At 60.9% G+C, this 20,269-nt stretch carries 14 protein-coding genes, 2 tRNA genes and 1 pseudogene; 8 read left to right on the plus strand and 9 right to left on the minus strand.

What is annotated here, in order from left to right; genetic code table 11:
- Nucleotides 1-227 precede the first annotated feature (227 nt).
- Genes N7333_RS07990 through N7333_RS08015 form a run of 6 tightly spaced genes read left to right on the plus strand, consistent with a single transcriptional unit; the run spans nucleotide 228 to nucleotide 6,648 of the window.
- Entirely contained in the window at nucleotides 228-1,466 is a 1,239-nt protein-coding gene (locus tag N7333_RS07990) for an SfnB family sulfur acquisition oxidoreductase (protein WP_129482628.1), read from the plus strand.
- Between the two features lie 3 nt (nucleotides 1,467-1,469).
- Nucleotides 1,470-2,669, plus strand: coding sequence for an SfnB family sulfur acquisition oxidoreductase (locus tag N7333_RS07995; protein WP_129482627.1), 1,200 nt, complete (start codon nucleotides 1,470-1,472; stop codon nucleotides 2,667-2,669).
- Entirely contained in the window at nucleotides 2,669-4,063 is a 1,395-nt protein-coding gene (locus tag N7333_RS08000) for an LLM class flavin-dependent oxidoreductase (RefSeq protein WP_279858634.1), read from the plus strand. The genes N7333_RS07995 and N7333_RS08000 overlap by 1 nt, the downstream gene beginning before the upstream one ends.
- Before the next feature lie 54 nt (nucleotides 4,064-4,117).
- On the plus strand, nucleotides 4,118-4,912 hold the full coding sequence (locus tag N7333_RS08005) for a MetQ/NlpA family ABC transporter substrate-binding protein (protein WP_129482625.1): 795 nt from the start codon (nucleotides 4,118-4,120) through the stop codon (nucleotides 4,910-4,912).
- Nucleotide 4,913: 1 nt separating this feature from the next.
- Entirely contained in the window at nucleotides 4,914-6,011 is a 1,098-nt protein-coding gene (locus N7333_RS08010; RefSeq protein ID WP_129482624.1) for an ATP-binding cassette domain-containing protein, read from the plus strand.
- Nucleotides 5,995-6,648 (plus strand): methionine ABC transporter permease, encoded by a 654-nt coding sequence (locus N7333_RS08015; protein WP_003244916.1) that lies wholly within the window; start codon nucleotides 5,995-5,997, stop codon nucleotides 6,646-6,648. Before N7333_RS08010 ends, N7333_RS08015 begins: the two co-directional genes overlap by 17 nt.
- Before the next feature lie 218 nt (nucleotides 6,649-6,866).
- On the opposite strand, the gene N7333_RS08020 is transcribed toward N7333_RS08015, so the two are convergent.
- The 6 genes and pseudogenes from N7333_RS08020 to N7333_RS08045 all read right to left on the minus strand — a co-directional run bounded on the left by N7333_RS08020 (nucleotide 6,867) and on the right by N7333_RS08045 (nucleotide 16,785).
- On the minus strand, nucleotides 6,867-7,835 hold the full coding sequence (locus tag N7333_RS08020; protein ID WP_129482623.1) for an LLM class oxidoreductase: 969 nt from the start codon (nucleotides 7,833-7,835) through the stop codon (nucleotides 6,867-6,869).
- Between the two features lie 218 nt (nucleotides 7,836-8,053).
- The gene (locus N7333_RS08025; RefSeq protein WP_129482622.1) at nucleotides 8,054-9,835 is read right to left on the minus strand and encodes a monovalent cation:proton antiporter-2 (CPA2) family protein; all 1,782 of its coding nucleotides are present in this window, start codon (nucleotides 9,833-9,835) and stop codon (nucleotides 8,054-8,056) included.
- 323 nt (nucleotides 9,836-10,158) lie between these two features.
- The gene (locus tag N7333_RS08030; protein ID WP_125853478.1) at nucleotides 10,159-10,629 is read right to left on the minus strand and encodes a phosphate-starvation-inducible PsiE family protein; all 471 of its coding nucleotides are present in this window, start codon (nucleotides 10,627-10,629) and stop codon (nucleotides 10,159-10,161) included.
- Nucleotides 10,630-10,865: 236 nt separating this feature from the next.
- On the minus strand, nucleotides 10,866-13,709 hold the full coding sequence (gene clpK / locus N7333_RS08035; protein ID WP_129482621.1) for a heat shock survival AAA family ATPase ClpK: 2,844 nt from the start codon (nucleotides 13,707-13,709) through the stop codon (nucleotides 10,866-10,868).
- A gap of 105 nt (nucleotides 13,710-13,814) precedes the next feature.
- Nucleotides 13,815-14,148, minus strand: a pseudogene (locus N7333_RS08040) (Hsp20 family protein); the annotation flags it as partial.
- 540 nt (nucleotides 14,149-14,688) lie between these two features.
- Entirely contained in the window at nucleotides 14,689-16,785 is a 2,097-nt protein-coding gene (locus tag N7333_RS08045; protein ID WP_129482620.1) for a hypothetical protein, read from the minus strand.
- A gap of 941 nt (nucleotides 16,786-17,726) precedes the next feature.
- On the opposite strand from N7333_RS08045, the gene N7333_RS08050 reads away from it, so the two are divergent.
- Nucleotides 17,727-18,587 (plus strand): hypothetical protein, encoded by an 861-nt coding sequence (locus N7333_RS08050; RefSeq protein WP_129482619.1) that lies wholly within the window; start codon nucleotides 17,727-17,729, stop codon nucleotides 18,585-18,587.
- 89 nt (nucleotides 18,588-18,676) lie between these two features.
- Here the strand turns inward: N7333_RS08050 and N7333_RS08055 are convergent, their stop codons facing one another.
- Complete coding sequence (locus N7333_RS08055) at nucleotides 18,677-19,204, minus strand: site-specific integrase (RefSeq protein WP_347815286.1); 528 nt, start codon at nucleotides 19,202-19,204, stop codon at nucleotides 18,677-18,679.
- Between the two features lie 50 nt (nucleotides 19,205-19,254).
- Between N7333_RS08055 and N7333_RS08060 the strand changes: the two genes are divergently transcribed.
- Nucleotides 19,255-19,872, plus strand: coding sequence for a hypothetical protein (locus tag N7333_RS08060; RefSeq protein ID WP_129482617.1), 618 nt, complete (start codon nucleotides 19,255-19,257; stop codon nucleotides 19,870-19,872).
- A gap of 26 nt (nucleotides 19,873-19,898) precedes the next feature.
- Here N7333_RS08060 and N7333_RS08065 read toward each other — a convergent pair.
- Nucleotides 19,899-19,985: transfer RNA gene (locus N7333_RS08065), tRNA-Leu, on the minus strand.
- Between the two features lie 120 nt (nucleotides 19,986-20,105).
- Nucleotides 20,106-20,179: transfer RNA gene (locus N7333_RS08070), tRNA-Cys, on the minus strand.
- Between the last annotated feature and the right edge of the window lie 90 nt (nucleotides 20,180-20,269).

A 20,269-nucleotide genomic window follows, 5' to 3' on the forward strand; every position in this document is an offset into this window, starting at 1 on the left:
CAGGCCGGATTGCAAGCAGCGATAAGACCGGGACGGACCGGCTTGCAGCGTGCCTGGAAAGGGTCGATCCAACTTCCAGGCACATGCATATTCCTAAAGCATATTTAACAGATATTTTTAAATCTTCTAGGGTATAAAAACCGGACCACCGGAGCCTCGATTTTCCCGCCGCTCCGTTGCGCCCTCATCTCGGTGCCGCTGCGGCACATCCACAAGATGAGGTTTGCATGACCAGTCCGATTACCCTTGAGGACAGCGACCAGGACGTCGCCCCTTCGCTGTTCCCCGCCGCCATTCTCAGCACTGACGCCGAAGCCCTGCAGGCTGCACATGCCCTGGCAGAAGCGGCGCAGCTGGAAGTCATCCAGCGCGACCGCGAGCGCCGCCTGCCCTGGGAACTGGTGGAACGCTTCACCGCCAGCGGCCTCGGCAGCATCGCCGTGCCGCGCGCCTTCGGTGGCCCGCAGCTGTCCCATGTGACCATCGCCGAGGTGTTTCGCATCATCTCCGCGGTCGACCCGGCCCTGGGGCAGATACCGCAGAACCAGTTCGGCCTGCTCGGCGTCCTGCAGGCGGCCGCCAGCCAGGAACAACAGCAGCGCCTGTTCGCCAGCGTGCTGGCCGGCTGGCGCATCGGCAACGGCGGCCCCGAACGGGGCAGCAAGCACACCCTGGACATCCAGGCACGCCTGGTGCAGCGCGGCGGCCGCTGGCTGTTCAGCGGCGAGAAGTTCTATTCCACCGGTGCCCTCTTCGCCCACTGGATCGCCAGCAAGGCGCTGGACGATCAGGGCCGACCGTGGCTGGCCTTTATCCAGCGCGGGCGTGCCGGGCTGCGTATCGTCAACGACTGGTCCGGCTTCGGCCAGCGCACCACCGCCAGCGGCACCGTGTTGCTGAATGACGTGGAGGTGGACGAGAACAACCTGATCCCGCTCTGGCCGCTGGCCGACAAGCCGAGCATCCAGGGCGCCTTCTCCCAGTTGATCCAGGCCGCCATCGATCTGGGCATCGCCGACGGCGCACTGCGCGACACCCTGAATTTCGTGCGGCACAAGGCTCGCCCCTGGATCGATGCCAAGGTCGAGCGTGCCGGCGATGATCCCTACGTGATCGCCGATGTCGGCCGCCTGCAGATCGAACTGCACGCTGCCGAAGCGCTGCTACACAAGGCCGCTCGCGTGCTCGATGAGGTCGCAGCAAGCGCCATCGATGCCGATGCTGCCGCCCGCGCCTCCATCGCGGTGGCCGAAGCCAAGGCGCTGACCACCGAAATCTCCCTGACCGCCAGCGAGAAGCTGCTGGAACTGGCCGGCAGCCGCGCCACCCTGGCCGAGTTCGGCCTCGACCGCCACTGGCGCAACGCGCGCACCCACACCCTGCACGACCCGGTGCGCTGGAAGTACCACGCCGTCGGCGCCTGGCACCTCAACCAACGTCACCCCGCCCGCCATTCCTGGATCTGAGCCATGAACGCACCTTTGACTTCCACGGTGGCGCTGATTCGCAGCGACGCCGAAGCCCTCGATGTAGCCCAGTCCCTGGCCGAGGTGCTGGCCCCCGGCAGTGCCGAACGCGACCGCGAACGGCGCGTGCCGCACGCTGAACTGGAACTGTTCAGCCACTCCGGCCTCTGGGCCATCAGCGTGCCCAAGGCCTTTGGCGGCGCGGGCGTTTCCAGCGTCACCCTGGCCAAGGTCATCGCCCGCATTGCCCAGGCCGATGCCTCGCTCGGGCAGATTCCGCAGAACCACTTCTATGCCCTGGAAGTGCTGCGCATCAACGGCAGCGAAGCGCAGCAACGTCGCCTCTACGGCGAAGTTCTGGCCGGTAAGCGCTTCGGCAACGCCCTGGCCGAACTCGGCACCAAAACCGCGCTGGATCGCAACACCCGGCTGAGCCGCGATGGCGAGCACTACCGCGTCAACGGGCGCAAGTTCTACGCCACCGGCGCGCTGTATGCGCAGCGCATTCCCACCCTGGCGGTGGACGAGCACGGCAATGGCCAACTGGCCTTCATCCCGCGCCAGGCGCCCGGCCTGCAGGTGATCGACGACTGGAGCGGCTTCGGCCAGCGCACCACCGGCAGCGGCTCGGTGCTGCTGGACAACGTGCCGGTGGCCGCCGAGGACGTGGTGCCGTTCCAGAGCGCCTTCGACCGCCCGACCACCGTCGGCCCCTTCGCCCAGCTGCTGCATGCGACCATCGACACCGGCATCGCCCGCGCCGCCTACGAAGATCTGTTGCAGTTCGTCCGCCACAAGTCGCGCCCCTGGATCGACGCCGGCATCGACAAGGCCAGCGATGACCCGCTGACCCAGCAGGAAATCGGCCGTCTGGTGATCCGCCTGCATGCAGCCGAAGCCCTGTTGGAGCGCGCTGGCGAGTTCGTCGACCGTGCCCAGGCCGCGCCGGACGAACAGAGCGTGGCCGCCGCCTCGATCGCCGTGGCCGAAGCCCGCGCCATCAGCACCGAGGTCTCGCTGCTGATTGCCAGCAAGCTGCTGGAGCTGTCCGGCAGCCGCGCCACCCTGGCCGAATACGGCCTCGACCGGCACTGGCGCAACGCACGCACCCACACGCTGCACGACCCGGTGCGCTGGAAGTACCACGCCATCGGCGACTACGCGCTCAACGAGCGCCTGCCGCCACGCCGGGGGACCATCTGATGGCCAGGGAAATCCTCCTCAACGCCTTCAACATGAACTGCATCGGACATATCCATCACGGGCTGTGGACGCACCCGCGCGACCGCTCGACGGATTTCAACCAGTTGAGCTACTGGACGGAACTGGCGCAGTTGCTCGAGCGCGGGCTGTTCGACGGGCTGTTCATCGCCGATATCCTCGGCGTCTACCAGAACGGCATCGACCTGCCGCTGCAGGAGGCCATCCAGTTGCCGGTCAACGACCCGTTGCTGCTGGTTTCGGCCATGGCCGGCGTGACCCGCCATCTGGGTTTCGGCGTGACCGCCAACCTCAGCTACGAGGCGCCCTACACCTTCGCCCGGCGCCTTTCGACCCTTGATCACCTCACTCAAGGGCGCGTGGGCTGGAATATCGTCACCGGCTATCTGGACAGCGCGGCCAAGGCCATGGGCCGCCCGCAGCAGGTCGAGCATGACCGCCGCTATGACCAGGCCGACGAGTACCTGCAGGTGCTCTACAAACTGCTCGAAGGCAGCTGGCAGGACGATGCCGTGCTGGCCGACCGCGAGCAGCGCGTCTACGCCCAGCCGGGCAAGGTGCACAAGGTGCGTCACCAGGGCGAGTTCTATCAGGTCGAGGGCTATCACCTCAGCCAGCCGTCGCCGCAGCGCACGCCGCTGTTGTTCCAGGCCGGCTCGTCGCCACGCGGCCTGCGTTTTGCCGGCGAGCATGCCGAGTGCGTGTTCATCGGTGGCAACGACCACGCGGCGGTGCGCACTCAGGTCGACAAGGTACGCGCCAGCGCCGTGGCGGCCGGCCGCACGGCCGAGGCGATCAAGGTGTTCATGGGCATCGCCGTGATCGTCGCGCCGAGCGAGGCCGAGGCCCGCGACAAGCACGCCGAGTATCTGCGCCATGCCAGCCCGGAAGCCGGTATCGCGCATTTCTCCAGCTCCACCGGCATCGACCTGGACGCCTTCGGCCTGGACGAGCCGATCCAGCCGCGCAAGACCAACGCCATCGAGTCGGTGGTCAAGACTTTCAGCGGCTGGACCAAGCGGCGTCTGCTCGAGCAGCACGCCCTTGGCGGTCGCTACCCGCTGGTGGTCGGCTCACCCGAGCAAGTGGCCGAACAACTGATCGCCTGGATCGACGCCACCGGCCTGGACGGCTTCAACCTGACGCGCATCGTCACCCCGGAAAGCTACACCGATTTCATCGACCTGGTCGTGCCCGAGCTGCAACGCCGCGGCCGCTACAAGACCGCCTACGCAGACGGCGCCCTGCGCCACAAGCTGTTCGGCCAGGGCCCGCGCCTGCCGGCCGATCACCCCGGTGCGGCGTTTCGCCAACACATCGAAACCTTTCACAGCCCCCGTAGGAGCCAGCTTGCTGGCGATCAATCACACCGCTGAAACCTGGGATCGCCGGCAAGCCGGCACCTACACCGACACCACAAGGACGCCATCATGCTCAAGACCCTGAAAACCCTGACCCTCGGCACTCTGCTTGCCGCCAGCAGCCTGGCGCTGGCCGAACCGGCCCTGAAACTCGGCACCACCGCCGCCTTCGCCCCGCCGCTGGAAGTGGCCGTGGCCGAGGCGAAGAAACAGGGCCTGGAGGTGGAGCTGGTCGAGTTCACCGACTGGATCGCGCCCAACGTCAGCCTGGCCAACGGCGATATCGATGTGAATTACTTCCAGCACATCCCCTTCCTTGATAACGCCAGGAAGGAAGGCGGCTATGACCTGGTGCCGGTGGCGCGCGGCGTGCTCAACAACGTCGGCCTGTACTCGAAGCAGTACAAAGACTTCGCCAGCCTGCCCGAGGGCGCCAAGGTGGCCATCGCCAACGACCCGATCAATGGCGGACGCGGCCTGCAACTGCTGCGCAAGGCCGGGCTGATCGAGCTGAAACCGGACGTCGGTTACAAGGCCACCCTCGAGGACATCACCGCCAACCCGAAGAACATCCGCATCATCGAACTGGAGGCCGTGCAACTGGTACGCGCCTATGAGGAAGTCGATGTGGTCCAGGGCTATCCAGCCTACATCCGCCTGGCCAACACCTTCGATCCGGCCTCCGCGCTGTTGTTCGACGGACTGGACAACCCCGAGTACATCATCCAGTTCGTCACTCAGCCGGCCAAGGCCAAGGACGCCCGCCTGCTCAAGTTCATCGACATCTACCAGCACTCGCCGGCCGTGCGCGCCGCCCTGGACAAGGCTCACGGCAAGCTCTACCAGCCGGGTTGGGAGAGCTGAGATGAGCGGCTTCGATCCTCATCTGCAGCAGGCTGCACAGGCCAGCCAGCACCTCGACGCGCACCTGCGCTTCGACACCCTGGGCAAGACCTACGAGGGCGCCCACGGTCCGGTGCAGGCGCTGCGCGACATCGACCTGGCAATCGCCCGTGGCGAAGTGTTCGGCATCATCGGCCGCAGCGGCGCAGGCAAGTCCTCGCTGCTGCGTACCATCAATCGCCTGGAGCAGCCCAGCAGCGGCCGGGTGCTGATCGACGGCATCGACATCGCCCTGTACGACGAGGAGCAGTTGGTCGCCCTGCGCCGGCGCATCGGCATGATCTTCCAGCACTTCAACCTGATGTCGGCCAAGAGCGTGTGGCAGAACGTCGAGTTGCCGCTGAAGGTGGCCGGCGTGCCGCGCGAGGCGCGCCAGCGCAAGGTGCGCGAACTGCTCGAACTGGTGGGTCTGGAAAACAAGCACGCGGCCTATCCGGCGCAGCTTTCCGGCGGGCAGAAACAGCGCGTGGGCATCGCCCGCGCCCTGGTGCACGATCCGCAGATATTGCTGTGCGACGAGGCCACCAGCGCGCTGGACCCGGAGACCACCCAGTCGATCCTCGGCCTGCTGCGCGAGATCAACCAGCGCCTGAACCTTACCGTGGTGCTGATCACCCACGAGATGGCGGTGATCCGCGAGATCTGCGACCGCGTGGTGGTGCTGGAGCATGGCGAAGTGGTCGAGCAGGGGCCGGTGTGGCGGGTATTCGGTTCCCCCCGCCACGAGGTGACGCGCACTCTCCTCGCGCCGCTGCAGCATGCCCTGCCGGCGCGTCTGCAAGAGCGTCTGCACAGCGAGCGCGAAAGTCCTGAGGACGATCTGATCCTGCGCCTGCACTTCATCGGCAGCGGCCTGGAGCCTGACCTGCCGGCCATCGGTGCGGCACTGGGCGGCCGCGTCACGCTGCTCGACGCCAGCCTGGAACAGATCCAGGGCCACGCAGTGGGGCATCTGATCCTCGCCGTCGGCCAGTCGCCGTTCGACCACCCCACCCTGCTCGACAACCTACGGCCACTGGCCGATCACCTGGAGGTACTGGGTTATGTCACTACTGCTTGATCGCCTCTGGCAAGGCCTGCTCGATACCCTGCTGATGGTCGGCGTGTCGTCGCTGCTGGCGCTGCTGGCCGGCATTCCGCTGGCGGTGTTCCTGGTCACCAGCAGCAAGGGCGGCATCTTCGAGGCGCCGCGGCTGAACCAGGTGCTGGGCGCCATCGTCAACCTGTTCCGCTCGATTCCCTTTCTGATCCTGATGGTGGCGCTGATTCCCTTCACCCGTTTGATCGTCGGCACCACCTACGGCGTCTGGGCGGCCGTGGTGCCGCTGACCATCGCCGCCACGCCGTTCTTCGCCCGTATCGCCGAGGTCAGCCTGCGCGAAGTCGATCATGGCCTGATCGAAGCGGCGCAGGCCATGGGCTGCCGGCGCTGGCACATCGTCTGGCACGTGCTGCTGCCCGAGGCCCTGCCGGGCATCGTCGGCGGCTTCACCATCACCCTGGTGACCATGATCAATTCCTCGGCCATGGCCGGCGCCATCGGTGCCGGCGGTCTTGGCGACCTGGCCTACCGCTACGGTTACCAGCGCTTCGACAGCCAGGTGATGCTCACGGTGATCGTCGCCCTGGTGGTTCTGGTCAGCCTGATCCAGTTCAGCGGCGATCGCCTGGCCAAGCGCCTCAATCACCGCACCTGATCTCGACCCACGCAATGCATGCATCGGAGAGACGATGGGCCTGCAAACTTCCTTCTGCGGCACGCGCAGCAGCGCGATGAGAGCCGGGGCTGCCTTGGGTGGTCGTCGAGCTTGCGCTGCTCGGCTCGTTCAAGCCCAGCGCCGGCGTGGCGGCTAGGTGGCCCGTCTCACGTACGAAGCAGTGAGCGTGGGTCGTAGCTGTCCAGCACCCTGCTGCCTCATGTCGACAGGACGAAGTTGGCTAGCACGAACTGACCGAGCTCCTCGATAACCTCGCCCGCGGGGCGCTGGCCGTATTTCAGATTGACGATCACGTGGTTAACCCCGATTTCCTGCAAGCTTTCCAGCAACGAGATCAGGTGATATCGCCCTAGTTGATAGCCCAGGTGGATCGGGCGAGGTGGTGTCTGCGGGCTATCCGTCAGGTCGATGTATAGCGACTGGGTGAAGGGTTTGAACAGCTCACCGCATTCGGCACGAACCGCAGCGCGCCAGTCCTCGACAATCAGCGCCTGCGTCTTCGGGGCGCGCGGATAACTGATCCAGCCATGACTGTAGCGGGCGATCCATTCCAGGGTCTGGCGGCTATGGCCGGTGACAAAGAACGGAATTTCCGCCGTGGTCGGCTTGGGAATCAGATCCGCGCCCTCAAGCGTCCCGCCGGACCAGGTCAAAGGCACGAAACTGCTGCGCTGAACCTCGCGAAATACTGCGAGGTATTCGCGGAACAGGCTGTCGCGTTGCTCCGGGTCGACACCGAATGCGGGAAACTCCACCGGCCGGTCACCGGAAGCCACACCGAGTAACAGGCGGCCACCGCTGAGCTGATCGACACTGGTTGCGGCCTTGGCGGTATGCAGGGGATTGCGGATTGGCAGAATGATCGAGGCGGTACCCAGGGCAATCGAGTGTGTATGTGCCGCCATAAAACCCAGGTAGACCCAAAGATCGAAGACCTGACCCGAATCGCCAAAACTGGGGTCACGTAACGGCACGTCGCGAAACCAGAGAGCAGAGAAACCCAGCTTGTCGGCACGTTGGGCCAGGCTCGCCTGGTCGAGCATGCTCGGCGTATCACCGGCAAAGGCTTCGAGAGGGAAGAAAAGACCCAGGGTCAGGCGGCCTTGGCGGTAAGTGCGCTGAAAGCCAGGTTGTTGCTGATAGGGAATGGAATTCGGAGTGAACATGCGCCCTCCTACCTATTTCAAAAGATGTTGAGGAGCTGAGAAATCCTTGCGAGCGGATATCAAATCAGCGTTATCAAGGCCACCTGGAGCTCCGCGCAGGGCGTTTGTGATAGTCCGGGGGCGATGCGTTGCGAGGTCACCAGTTACCCCTGCTGCAAGGCAGCGATACAGAGCGAGACGGTCGACGGCGACAGTCCCATACGATCCCGAATGAATACTCACTGGGCGTCCCGCGCTTCTTGGTTCGGCGGTTCGATACGCTCGATATTTCCCAGTACCAACGCTCGCCCGGCAAACAGACCACCCGTTGTTTCCAGGGCAAAACGCTCGGCATCGCGCATGCGCACTTCCTCGGTCACCGCGTCGGCTTCGTGCTCAGACGCCCCCAGCGTCAGCACGGCCTGACGGCCGAGCAGCAGGGCCGACTCAAAGGTTTCCCGCACTATGTAGTCCGCGTCGTGCTTGACCAGCTCCAGCGCATGTTCGCGGTCAAAGGCACGCACCAGCAATTTCACTTGCGGGCAGTAATGCCGCGTACTTTCGACTATGCGTGTCGCGGCTTTCTTGTCGTTCACACAAACGATGATGGCGCGGGCGTGATGAGCACCGGCAGCGTGCAATATTTCATGGCGGGCACCATCACCGTAATAGGCCTTGAAACCATAGGGTTCCACGGCGCGGATCACCTCCGGATCTATCTCGATGATGGAAAGTTTCGCTCCCTGAGCGAGCGGTGCCTGGCAGGCAATCTGCCCCACGCGGCCAAAGCCGATGATGAGTACATTGCCTTGCAGATTCTGTGCGGGCTCCACGCCGTCCATGGAAACGCTTTGTGCGCGCGCAAACCGCCTGTACAGCAGTAAGGCCACCGGCGTAACGCCCATGGAGAGCACCACGATAGCCGTCATATTGGCGTTGACCTCGGGACTGATGACCCTGAGCTTGAGCGCCTCGGCAAACAGCACAAAAGCAAATTCGCCCCCCTGCGCCATAAGCACGGCGCGATCCAGCGCGTCGCCATGGGAGCTCTTCGCGAGGCGCGCGACCGCATAAATACACAGCGCCTTGACCAGCATCAGCGCCAGCAGACCAGAGGTGATGAGCATCCAGTTCGTGGCCACCACTTGCAGATCCAACGCCATGCCGACGCCAAGAAAAAACAGCCCCAGCAGCAGACCGCGAAACGGCTCTATGTCGGCCTCCAGCTGGTGGCGAAATGTGGATTCCGACAGCAGCACGCCGGCAACGAACGCCCCCATCGCCATTGAAAACCCGCCGATTTCCATCAGCAGCGCCGCACCCAGCACCACCAGCAACGCAGCGGCGGTCATCACCTCGCGCGCCCGGGCTTGAGCCAATACCCGAAACAGCGGATTGAGCAGCCACAATCCGATGGCCACCAGTGCGCCCAAGGACAAGGCGGCGATACCTATGCGCTGCCAAAGCGGTGAGGTGGGTTCATGCACCACTTCAGTGGGCGCGAGAAAAGCCACCACCGCCAGTAACGGCACGATCAACAGGTCTTCAAACAGCAAAATGGACACGATGCGCTGCCCCCTCGGCTCGGTTATGTCACCGCGCTCCGAGAGGACCTGCATAACCAAGGCCGTGGATGTGAGTACAAAACCGGCCGCGCACACAAACGACACCTGCCAGGGGAAACCAAAGGCCATACCGACGAAGGTGAGCAGAACAGCACAGACCACCACCTGCAGGCTGCCCAGGCCAAAGATCTGCCCGCGCAGCTCCCATAGATGCGAGGGTTTCAGCTCCAGTCCGATCACAAAGAGAAACATCACCACACCCAGCTCGCCCACCCGAATGATGGTGTGGGGGTCATGGATCAGTTGCAGTCCGAAGGGACCAATCATCATCCCCGCCGCCAGGTAACCCAGCACCGAGCCGAACCCGATGCGTTTGAGCAGCGGCACTGCCACCACGGCGGCGGCAAGCAACGTAACGACACCCAATAATTGCCCTGCGTTGCCTTCAGCGGCCATAGCCTTGATCCTCAGTCCGTATCAGGAGCGGTTACAGGTAAACGTTCGTACACCCTCGATTTCGGGTGCTTCACCCGACCGGATGGCACGTGCGCCATACAACTTCAGCGTCGGCGCTGCAGCTGCCGCCGGTTCGAATAACAAGGCAAGTAGGCTTGCTCCCGGGGCGATCCACAGCCCCCTTTCGCCGAGTAAAAGGCCGCCGGCGAGTGATACCGATCAAAGTGCAAACCGGCAGCACTGCCTGTCGGCGGTCGCTCAAGCGATGCCGTAGCCAGACTCGACGTTTGTGGCCTGGGCCACCCGCTGGCAGGCGTGACGTCCTAGACAATGCGGTCATCGCGCTCACGCAACAGCCAATAGGTCAGCCCCAGGGCCAGAGTGGCGCCGGCCAATGCGGCGACTTTGGCCGGGCCGACATCGGGATCGAGAATCACGAACTTGCGGGACAGGGCAATCAACCCGATCAGGATGACGGTCTTGACCTGAATGATGCTGTCACGGCGCAGGGCCACGCGCACGATGGAGTGCTTGAATTCCATCGCGATCAGAAGCGTCATGATCATGCCGAACACAGTCTGGAAGATCTTGTGGTCGAGCGGATTGAATGCATCGATGATCAGCAGGCTGAAGACAATCTGAATCAGCTGCGCCAGGGACACCAGGATAATCACCGCGATCACCGCTGAAAGGATGATGGCGACGGCCTGCTCGAAGCGTTCGTAAAACGTCATCACCGCCCAGTCGCGGCGCAGTCGTTCGAGTGTCGTCCCGGTCTGATTGCTGTTGTTCATGCACCACTCCTTCAGAAACAGGCCACTCCCAAAAAATCGCGGTCGCTGCGCCTCTTGTGCCAGCCCAGGCCTTCGTCCATGCCGAAGCACGTGGTCATTTCGCGGGCGATGTCGGCAGCGCACCAGTTCGTCACGGCAGGATGTCGCGCGTACTCCACCACGCGCGCGCAGGGACGCCGCATCTGGTTGGACGGGCTGCCCGTCTCCCATTTTCAGGATTAGGGCAGCCCCGTGCCTCATGCCTTGCCACTTTCGGACTTCTTCTTGCGCGTCCCCTTGCTCGACTCCCTGGGCGGGCCCGGCGGTTGCGCAGATTCAGAGGGTGCTTCGGCGCTGGTCGGAGCAGGTTGCTCGCGGTCGAACGCGACCCGCTCCGACTTGTCGTCCCAACGTACATGGGCGTGATCGCCCTTGCCGATGCCACCGCCGAGCATCTCGCGCGCCAGTGCCGTTTCCAGCTCGCTGCGAATCAGTCGCTTGAGCTCGCGAGCGCCGAATTCGGGCTTGTAGCCTTCTTCCGCGAAGTGATCGACCAGCGTCCCATCGAAAGTCAGCGTCACCCCCTGGCTCGCGGCATTGCGGGCCACGCGCTCGAGTTGCAGGCCGACGATGTGGCGGATCTCCTCCCTGCCCAGCGCATGGAAGACGATGAGCTCGTCGATGCGGTTGAGGAACTCGGGGCGGAAGTGCCCGCGCAGCACGTCCATCACCTCTGCCTTGGTCTTCTCGTACTCCTCGCCGGCCGCTCCGCGCGCCTTCAGCCGGCGCTGAATGATGTCGGAGCCCAGGTTGGAGGTGGCGATGATGATGGTGTTGGTGAAGTCCACCACGCGCCCCTTGCCGTCGGTGAGCCGCCCGTCGTCGAACACCTGCAGCAGGATGTTGTAGACATCGGGGTGGGCCTTCTCGATCTCGTCGAGCAGCAGCACGCTGTAGGGCTTGCGACGGACCTTCTCCGTGAGCTGGCCGCCTTCGTCATAGCCGACGTAGCCCGGTGGAGCGCCCACCAGCCGCGCCACGGTATGACGCTCGCCGTACTCCGACATGTCGATGCGCAACAGGGCGCCCTCGTTGCCGTAGACGGATTCGGCCAGCGCCTTGGCGAGCTCGGTCTTGCCGACGCCGGTGGGACCCAGGAACAGGAACGTGGCCACGGGCTTGCTGCCTTCGCGCAGTCCCGCGCGCGACAGCCGCACCGCATCCGCCACAGCGCGTACCGCCTCGTCCTGCCCCACCAGGCGCTCATGCAGCCGCTGCTCCAGGTGCAGCAGCTTCTCGCGCTCCTCCACCGTCAGCTCATTGACCGGAATTCCGGTCAGGCGCGAGACGATCTGCGCCACGTGTTCCGCCTTGACTTCGGCGCTGCCCGAGCCGCGCTCGCGTTCCCAGTCCTCGACCTGCGTCTTGAGTTCGGCCTCCTTGGCTTCGATGCGTTTGCCGACCTCCGCCGCGTTGTCGTATTGCTTGCGGGAGGCCAGGTAGTCCTGCTCTCGGCGCAACTGGTGCAGTTCGGCCTCCAACTCCTGCACCGCAACGGGGCGGGCCGTCGCCGACAGCTTCACGCGGGCGGCAGCCTGATCAAGCAGATCGATGGCCTTGTCCGGCAAAAAGCGCGCGGTGACGTAGCGATCGGACAGCTCGGCGGCCGCGATGATCGCGTCCTCGGTGATGCTGACCTTGTGGTGCACTTCGAAGGTATCGCGCAGGCCGCGCAGGATCATGATGGTCTGCGCCACCGTTGGCTCGGGCACCATGACCGGCTGGAAGCGCCGCTCCAGCGCGGCGTCCTTCTCGATGTACTTCTGGTACTCGTTGAGCGTCGTCGCGCCGATCAGGTTCAGCTCACCGCGCGCCATCATCGGCTTGAAGACGTTGGCCACGTCCAACCCGCCTTCGCCACCGCCCTGGCCGGCACCCACGATGGTGTGCACCTCGTCGATGAAGAGGATCATCTCGCCCTGGTGCTCGGCGATCTCCTTCAGCACCTTCTGCACGCGTTCCTCGAACTCGCCACGGTACTTCGCGCCGGCCACCATGGAATTGATGTTCAGCTCCACCAGGCGCTTGTCGCGCAGCGTCTCGGGCACCTCGCCAGCCACCATGCGCTGCGCCAACCCCTCGACGATGGCGGTCTTGCCCACGCCAGGCTCGCCGATCAATACGGGGTTGTTCTTCTTGCGCCGCGCCAGCACCTCGATGGTGGTTTCGATTTCCTGCGCGCGGCCGATGACCGGATCCAGCTTGCCCGCATGGGCCATCTTGGTGAGATCGCGCGAATACTTGTCGAGCTCCGGCGTATTGGTCGGCGTCTCGGCGCGGCCATCCTCCGCCCCTTTGCCGACCACCTTGTTTACCTGCTGGCGCAGGGCCTGCGGCGTGAGGCCATAGCGGCGCAGCAAGTTGGCGGCCAGCCCCTCGCCCTCTTCGGCCAGACCGGTCAGGAAGTGCTCGGGCCCGACGTAGGAGTGTCCTAATTCATTGGAGGCGACGAAGGCGCGGCTGAGCGCATCCTTCACCCGCGGCGACACGCCGATCTCGCCTTCGAACGGCTTGTCGCCGCGCTTGGCCTCGGCTTCGATCTGGCGCTTGAGGTCATCGACCTTGATCTTGAACTGGCTCAGGATGGTCTTGATCACGTCGCTGTCGGCCAGCGCCAGCAACAGGTGTTCCGTATCGACTTCGGAGCGACCGAAGTCCGCGGCATGCTTGGAGGCTTCCTGCAACAGAGCCTCGGAGTGCTCGCTGATGCGGCTGGCCAACCCGCTGCCGCGACGGCGCGGCGCGCCCGACGCTGTGGAGGCTGGTTCGCCAAACGACGCATCGACCACTTCATCGGCATCGGCTGCAGCCGGTGCCGACTCTTCTCCGATGCGGAAGAAATCGCTGCCAAGAAAATCTTCGAACAGACCGCTGCGCGAGCCGAAAAGGGCTTCCAGCGGGGAAATGGCGCGTTTTTGCTGGCGCACCAGTTGGCGATAGTGATCGTCACACAACAGCATGGTGGTGAGGCGACCATTGAGATTGGCTTCCACCCGCGCCGTGGCGGGTTGGCCGCAGATTTGACATTGCTTCCTGGCCATGCGGACGCTCCTTGGTCATTGAGATGACGAGGGCCGCAGGCCGCGGCGCCTCGTTTCCTGGTGGGACTTCGTGGCGACCGCAATGGAAATATCCGACTCAGCTTCAATCGGAATCGAACGGCCGTGCTTCGGTGCACTTGCTTCGCGCTTCGAATCCTGGTTGGCATCGTCGGGCAGGTTCAGTGCACACTGGAAACTGCCGTAGGGAAGTTCGACACGAGAAAAGCCACTTCGCTCTTCTCTGGCTCCTGGCGCTTTCACCTCGCACCATCGGCACGTCGTTGTCGGGCGTGATCTGGATGTCCTTTTCCTCGACACCGGGACCGTCGAGGGAAATCCTGTGCTGCTTACCGGTTTCCTGAATATCCAGCGCCAGCTTCAGCATGCCTAGCCAATCGAACGGCAAGCGCGGCATGACAAGCGTCGGAAAACCAAATCCAGCCAAGCCCAAGGGGTTTGCTGCTGTTACTTGACAAAGTCTGCGCCTCGCAGGCTAGAAGTCAAGGAAAGTATCTGGCTTAAAAGGCGGATGCGAGAATGGGGTTTGCGAGGCTAGCTTGAGCACCACGGTGCAAGCAGCGACCGGGGCCGGCTTGACGGGTGATCATCCGTGGCAGGAACGTTTCATGACATGATTGCTGGCAGTAACGCCGATCAGCTGCTTGCTGATCTGATCGATTGCGGACCACGGCGTAAATTGCGGACCAAGCTATACAGCCGCGAAAAACCGTAAGCGCTTGATTTAAATGGTGCCGAAGCCGGACTCGAACACATAACCAGAGGCCAGGCTGCATCTGGCCTCTGCGGCCACCCCACAGAACACGTATCCCTAAACGTATTCCTAAACAAAAATGTACCCTCACCCAGCACGCAACTGTATCGCGCGAGTAAATTGCACCAGTGCCAACCACGACTTGACCCCGGTTTGCCCATGCGCCCCACAAGGTAGCCGGCAGCGAACGGGCAAGATTGAGAGTGTTCAGACCACAGTAAGCGAAGCAGTCTCTGTATGCGCCTGCCGCTTCAACCTTCTCATGTACGACAAATCGAAATAGAGATCAGAACTTCCAGTCACGATATGCCGACTGCTCCAAAGCGCGCTCTTGAAGCCAGCGCTATCCGTAACGCCATCCAAGAGGACCAGAAACTGAGGCACGCTAATAAACCAGCAGTGAAAGAAAGGCTGATTGATTGTTGCTTCGCCAGGGTGAAGCATTGCCAGCTGATCGCGGATTTCAGCTAACGCCCCATTAATTTCTTGGAATTTCTTGCTAAGTTTTACGTCGTCAACTATGAACTCCGCATTCATCGTTCCTTCAAGAAATTGCTTCAGTAGAACTCTATCTTGGAACCCGCCAAAGTCCAATAAAGATATCGCCACCCGCTCTATTTCCCGGCCAGAAAGCGCTATGCGCTTAGTATCCCCCTCGTAATCAAGTTCAAGGTAGCCATCACGGCGCAGCCGTACCTCATGCCATCCAGCTTGTGCCTGGGCGGCGAGGAGACTTCCTGCAAGATCAAGCAGCAGGGCAGCATCAGAGCCGGCTTTTGCTTTTCGTGTGAGCGGTTTTTTCTTAACCTCGGCAAATATAACTGCCTCTGCTGTTTCGATCACTAGATCGCATTCTCCATGCTCACCAGCAGAATTATAATCCCCGCCCGCAACAGCGACGCCATGTGATGCCATCTCCGCCTTGAGAAATCTCTCGACTGCCAATCCAACTTTGTCGTCAAGGCCTTTCATCTCTAACCTTAATGCTGATAGTAGTGCCTCCAGATAAGCAGGAGCACAAACCGAGCAATCAAGAATGATATAGCCTCGACCTGACGAACGCAGTAGTGGACGCAAGAAGAAATCATGACCCGACTTAGGGGTATCAGGGGTTGGGGCGTCTGTGGGATGAGAAAAATTTCGATTAGCGCCGAAAATGGGATGACTCAGGACTTCATTCAAAATTTTCTCTACAGTCTCACGCGGCACTACTGAGCAAGCACGACGAATGTCAATTTCATCTACAAAAACCGGCCCCCTTACACTGCAAGATACATTGATCAAGTAATCGATGACCACCAATGCCTGCTCAATCGACCACCCTGCACTTGTTGGCTCATCCAGAGCCAACCAACCGAGCATACCCCTCGCCAGCTTAATTACATCCCTTGGTCGTATTTGCGGAATACAAAAAAGAACATCATAGACGGCCATCTCTTGGAGGAACGGCAAAAGTTCGATTGCGTCGAACGAGCTATAAAAAGTTGGTGAATACGGCTGCACATCAATGATCGCAGCAAATGCCTGCACTAAACCGCAGAGCCTGACCCACTGGCTATCGGTATTACTATATGGTTTGCGGCCCTGCGCATGCTTTACTGCCAGTTGGAGTAGATAACCCCAAGGCATTTGGGGGGCGATCTCATCGGTCATTGATACGCGCCGAACTACGTGATAACGCTGCTGGTCCGAATCGTAAAGCGGTGAAATCTCCTTGAAAATTCTCCGAGCAACATTTATTCCACCCATAGTGGATACTATATCCTCAATTGTGGAAACTAATCCTCTCTCAGCCGCCTCATCAAGCGTCAACTTCCCTGATTCCAAAATTACAGGGAATCCAGCATCTCTTAATACACGCGCCGCCCTGGCAACCTTAAACTCACGCGAATAAGTTCTCTCTCGATTTTTGTCACCCCAACTGCGGATATGTGTGTGATCGTAGGCAGCCCGAATTGCATTAGCCCAATCCCCCTCGATTGGCGACCTAAGATCACCATCAACACGTATTGCATCAGCGAGGTGATCGAGAACATCTATATACGGCTCTAAATTCGCACCTTGAAGTACATGTTCCCGAATGAGATCGGTGCGCAATGATCTACAGACTCTCCATACTTCAGCATGACCAGACGCGAATGCCCCTCGGATTTTCTCATAAAGCGCATTGGAAACCTCGCTCATCGTAAGCGAGGAACTAGCATCAAGCCCTACATACTCATAGAGTTGCCGAAGGTCTCCACCACAAGAATTAATTTCAGGCAGAGAAAAATCTACGATTTCTCGTAATTTTTGAAGATCCATCTTTTCCCTCAAGCAATTTAAATTTAGCACGAGAACAAAAATCTCTAGATCAAACTTTTAACTTTAAACCCGTAGAGTCAGCCAAAATCACGAGAGATGCTCGCCTACTGCGGCGCCAATGCCAGAACAGTCATGGTGGCGTGTATTGATCCAATTTTTCAAGCCAGGCGCATCGTCGATCAGTACGAAGGCAGCTGACTGAGTAGATGGACACAATTGAACAGGGGGGGCACGACCACCCGACAGACAGCGCTAAATCTCTTATTTCGCGGCCCAGTGAAAACGTCTAGGCGTTCGGTGTCGGGGCGATGAGATGCTAGGGATCTGGATACCCCCTCCATGGGCTTAGGGAGGCCAGTAGCTACGCGGGTTGTGGTGTAACTAGCCGAGTATTGAGGTGCATGGATATGTCCACCTTGCCACCTTTTCTTTAGGCGGTGGACACCAGGAAAAACAACGCCTTAGGTGCTCGGCTGACCTGTTTTATGGTCAAAAAAGGTGGACAAAGGGCACCGATTTCACCGCGCCGGAAAATCCGCGAACCGGGCGGGCCTGACGACCGTATTTTGCTTATGTTCCTCTTAGCGCTACTCTCGGGGGGCCTGAACCTTTGCCCCGGATAGACAATCATGCTACCGCCCCATCCATCGTTAACAGCGGCCTTCTCAGAACCTGAACCTATTCACCCGCGTGAGCACATGGACCCCTATCAGCCTTGCTGGTGTGGGTCAGGCACTAAGTGGAAGTGGTGTCATAAAGGGCGAGATAAGCGCAAGCGCCCCAACATTGGAAAACTACTTGCAGATTTGAGGCGTCAGTATGTCGAGGGTTATTGCTCCCATCCAGACGCCGAGCCGGATACGTGCAGTCAAGGAATAGTTCGAGCACACACAATTCAACGCCGAGGCGGCCTTGCAGATATAGCGGAGCAAGGCCATGTAATGTCGTCAAAAGCTGGCATCGAAGATATCTTCGAAAATGGCGGAAGTCTTGAGCCTGCTGAGATAGGTGTGCGAAGTGCTTCCACGTTTAACGGCTTCTGTAGCAGGCACGACACAGAGCTTTTTCGCCCTGTTGAGAATGGTGCAGTCACGCTATCTCGCGAAAGCGTATTTCTTTTGACATTTCGCGCCATTGCATTTGAGCTGTTCACCAAGCGGGCGGCGCTTAAAGGCGTGCCCATCCAACGCGAGCTAGATTCTGGAACCCCCTTCTTCATCCAAGCCGCGATCCAGACCCGTCTCCACTACTCTTTTGAAGGTATGAAAAGAGGTCTAGCAGACTTGGAGAGATGGAAAGATCGCTATGACATAGCACTTCGCCAGGGTGATCTCTCTGACTTTTCAGTCTACGCGATTGAATTCGATGACGTTCTGCCTGTAGTTGCCTGCGGTGCATTTCATCCAGAAGTCGATTTTGACGGCTCTCAGCTGCAGATTCTCGGCAGAGGTAGTGCCGATTTCGACCATGTCGCATTCAATCTGACCACCTTGAACGGTGTATCTGTTGCCGCCTTTGGATGGTTGGGAGGGAGCGACAGCCAAGTAGCTTCGTTTGTTGAGTCGTTTAAGCGTATACCGAATGTGGAGAAGGCCACAGCTGTAATCCAGCTGGCATTTGAGCACCTTGAGAATACGTACATGCGGCCCTCTTGGTGGCGCACTATGCCTGATGAGTGGCGCAATTTTGCCTTGGAGAAATTTCGAAGCGGTATAGGTCAACCCGATGCCGAGCGAGGCCAAGATGCGCTTGCAAACAGGCCATATCCGTTCTCGACAGTAGGTGTCCGATCCACTTTATAACCTACTCCCCTGTAATCAATTTCTGACCCTCCTGCCCAGCCCCGCCGCCGCTGGCCTGGGCGGTAGGGGCTGGGGTTGGCCTGTCTCGCTTATGTCCTGGCGTCAGTCACCCCCGCCGCACTGTGCAGGGCGGCAAAGCCGCGCTCATCGAGCCAGGCATGCCAGCGCTCCAGAGCCTGACGTTTCTGTGCCTCGGCCGTGGTGTGGATATAGGTCACGTCCAGGGCCTTCAGCGCATGGTTCAGCAGCAGCTCGCCGATCAGGTAATCGACGCCCAGGTCAGTCCAGGCGGTGCGCGCGGTTTTTCTGAGGTCGTGGCTGGTCCATTGCTCGCCCGACAACGCGGTAAACGCCAACTGCGCCTGCATTTCGCTGAAGGGGCGGCCCTGCACGCCGGGGAACAGGTAGGCGCCGTCATAACCTCGGGCCACCTGGCTAGCACGATAGCGGGCCAGGAAGGCGCACACCTGGGCGGTGAGTGGCAGGGTGTGGGCTTTCTTGGTCTTGGTGTCGACGGCTGGGATATGCCAGGTCTTGCCGATCAGGTCGAAGTGCCGCCACTTGGCTTGGCGGGTTTCACCGATCCGCGTGCCGTGGGCCAGCATCAGCACCGCCAGAGCGACCGCCGTGGTTTCGTGACGGTAACGGGCGGCCCAAAACGATCCCTATGGCTCGCACTGTAACGCCGCTTACAGACCCGAAGGCGGTGCTGTCGGTGCTGCCTAGCGTCATGCAACGCCTTGCAATCGAGCCACAATCGGGCGCGCTGTCTACGTCCGGTTGGTCAACCGTCAGCGAGGTGCTGGAGTGGTATACGCATCGCGTCGCGCACGACGGCAACCTGAGCAAGAACCGAAAAGCCACGGCACGCTCGGCGGTGAAATGCCAGCTACTGCCCTGCCTCGGCGCGCTGCGTTTGGTCGAACTGAACCATGCCACGCTAGACACCAAGCTGATGTGGCCGCTGCAATCGCAATGCAGCGTGGCGCATGTGCGTTTGGTGTTCGGCGTGCTCAAGGTTGCATTCAAGCAGGCCGCGAGCCTCGGCCTGATCGGCAAGAACCCAATGGCCGACATGACCTTTACCGACTTCATCAAGACCAAGATCAAGCCGAAAGATGCGCGCTTGCGTCCGGTCGATTGTGGGCGCCTGCTGGAGCATTTCCGTCGAACCATCCGTATCCCTAAACGTATCCCTAAAAATGAGACTGTACAGGCTCATTTGAAAATATACGGGCACAAAAAAACCGGCCACATGCGCCGGTTTTATTGGGTTTCAGACTGATACGGGATCATCTGAAATCATGTCAATGGTGCCCGAAGCCGGACTCGAACCGGCACGCCCTTGCGAGCGAGAGATTTTAAGTCTCCTGCGTCTACCGATTTCGCCATTCGGGCGGCAGCGCTGTGGAAGGGCTGGACTATATACAGCCCTTCGCTTACCCGCAAGGCACGCAACACCTGCCTTGGAGAATGAAAAAAGCCTCGTAAATCAGTGATCTACGAGGCTTTTCGAATTGGAGGCTGAGGTCGGAATCGAACCGGCGTTCACGGATTTGCAATCCGGTGCATAACCACTCTGCAACTCAGCCTTAAATCAAACGAGCCGCCTTGGCGACTCGTGTAAAACTGGAGCGGGAAACGAGACTAGAACCAAGTCTCCAACCTTTTGATTTAAAAGG

The organism is Pseudomonas sp. GD04158 (genome assembly GCF_029834875.1).
Classification (GTDB): Bacteria; Pseudomonadota; Gammaproteobacteria; order Pseudomonadales; family Pseudomonadaceae; genus Aquipseudomonas; species Aquipseudomonas hydrolytica.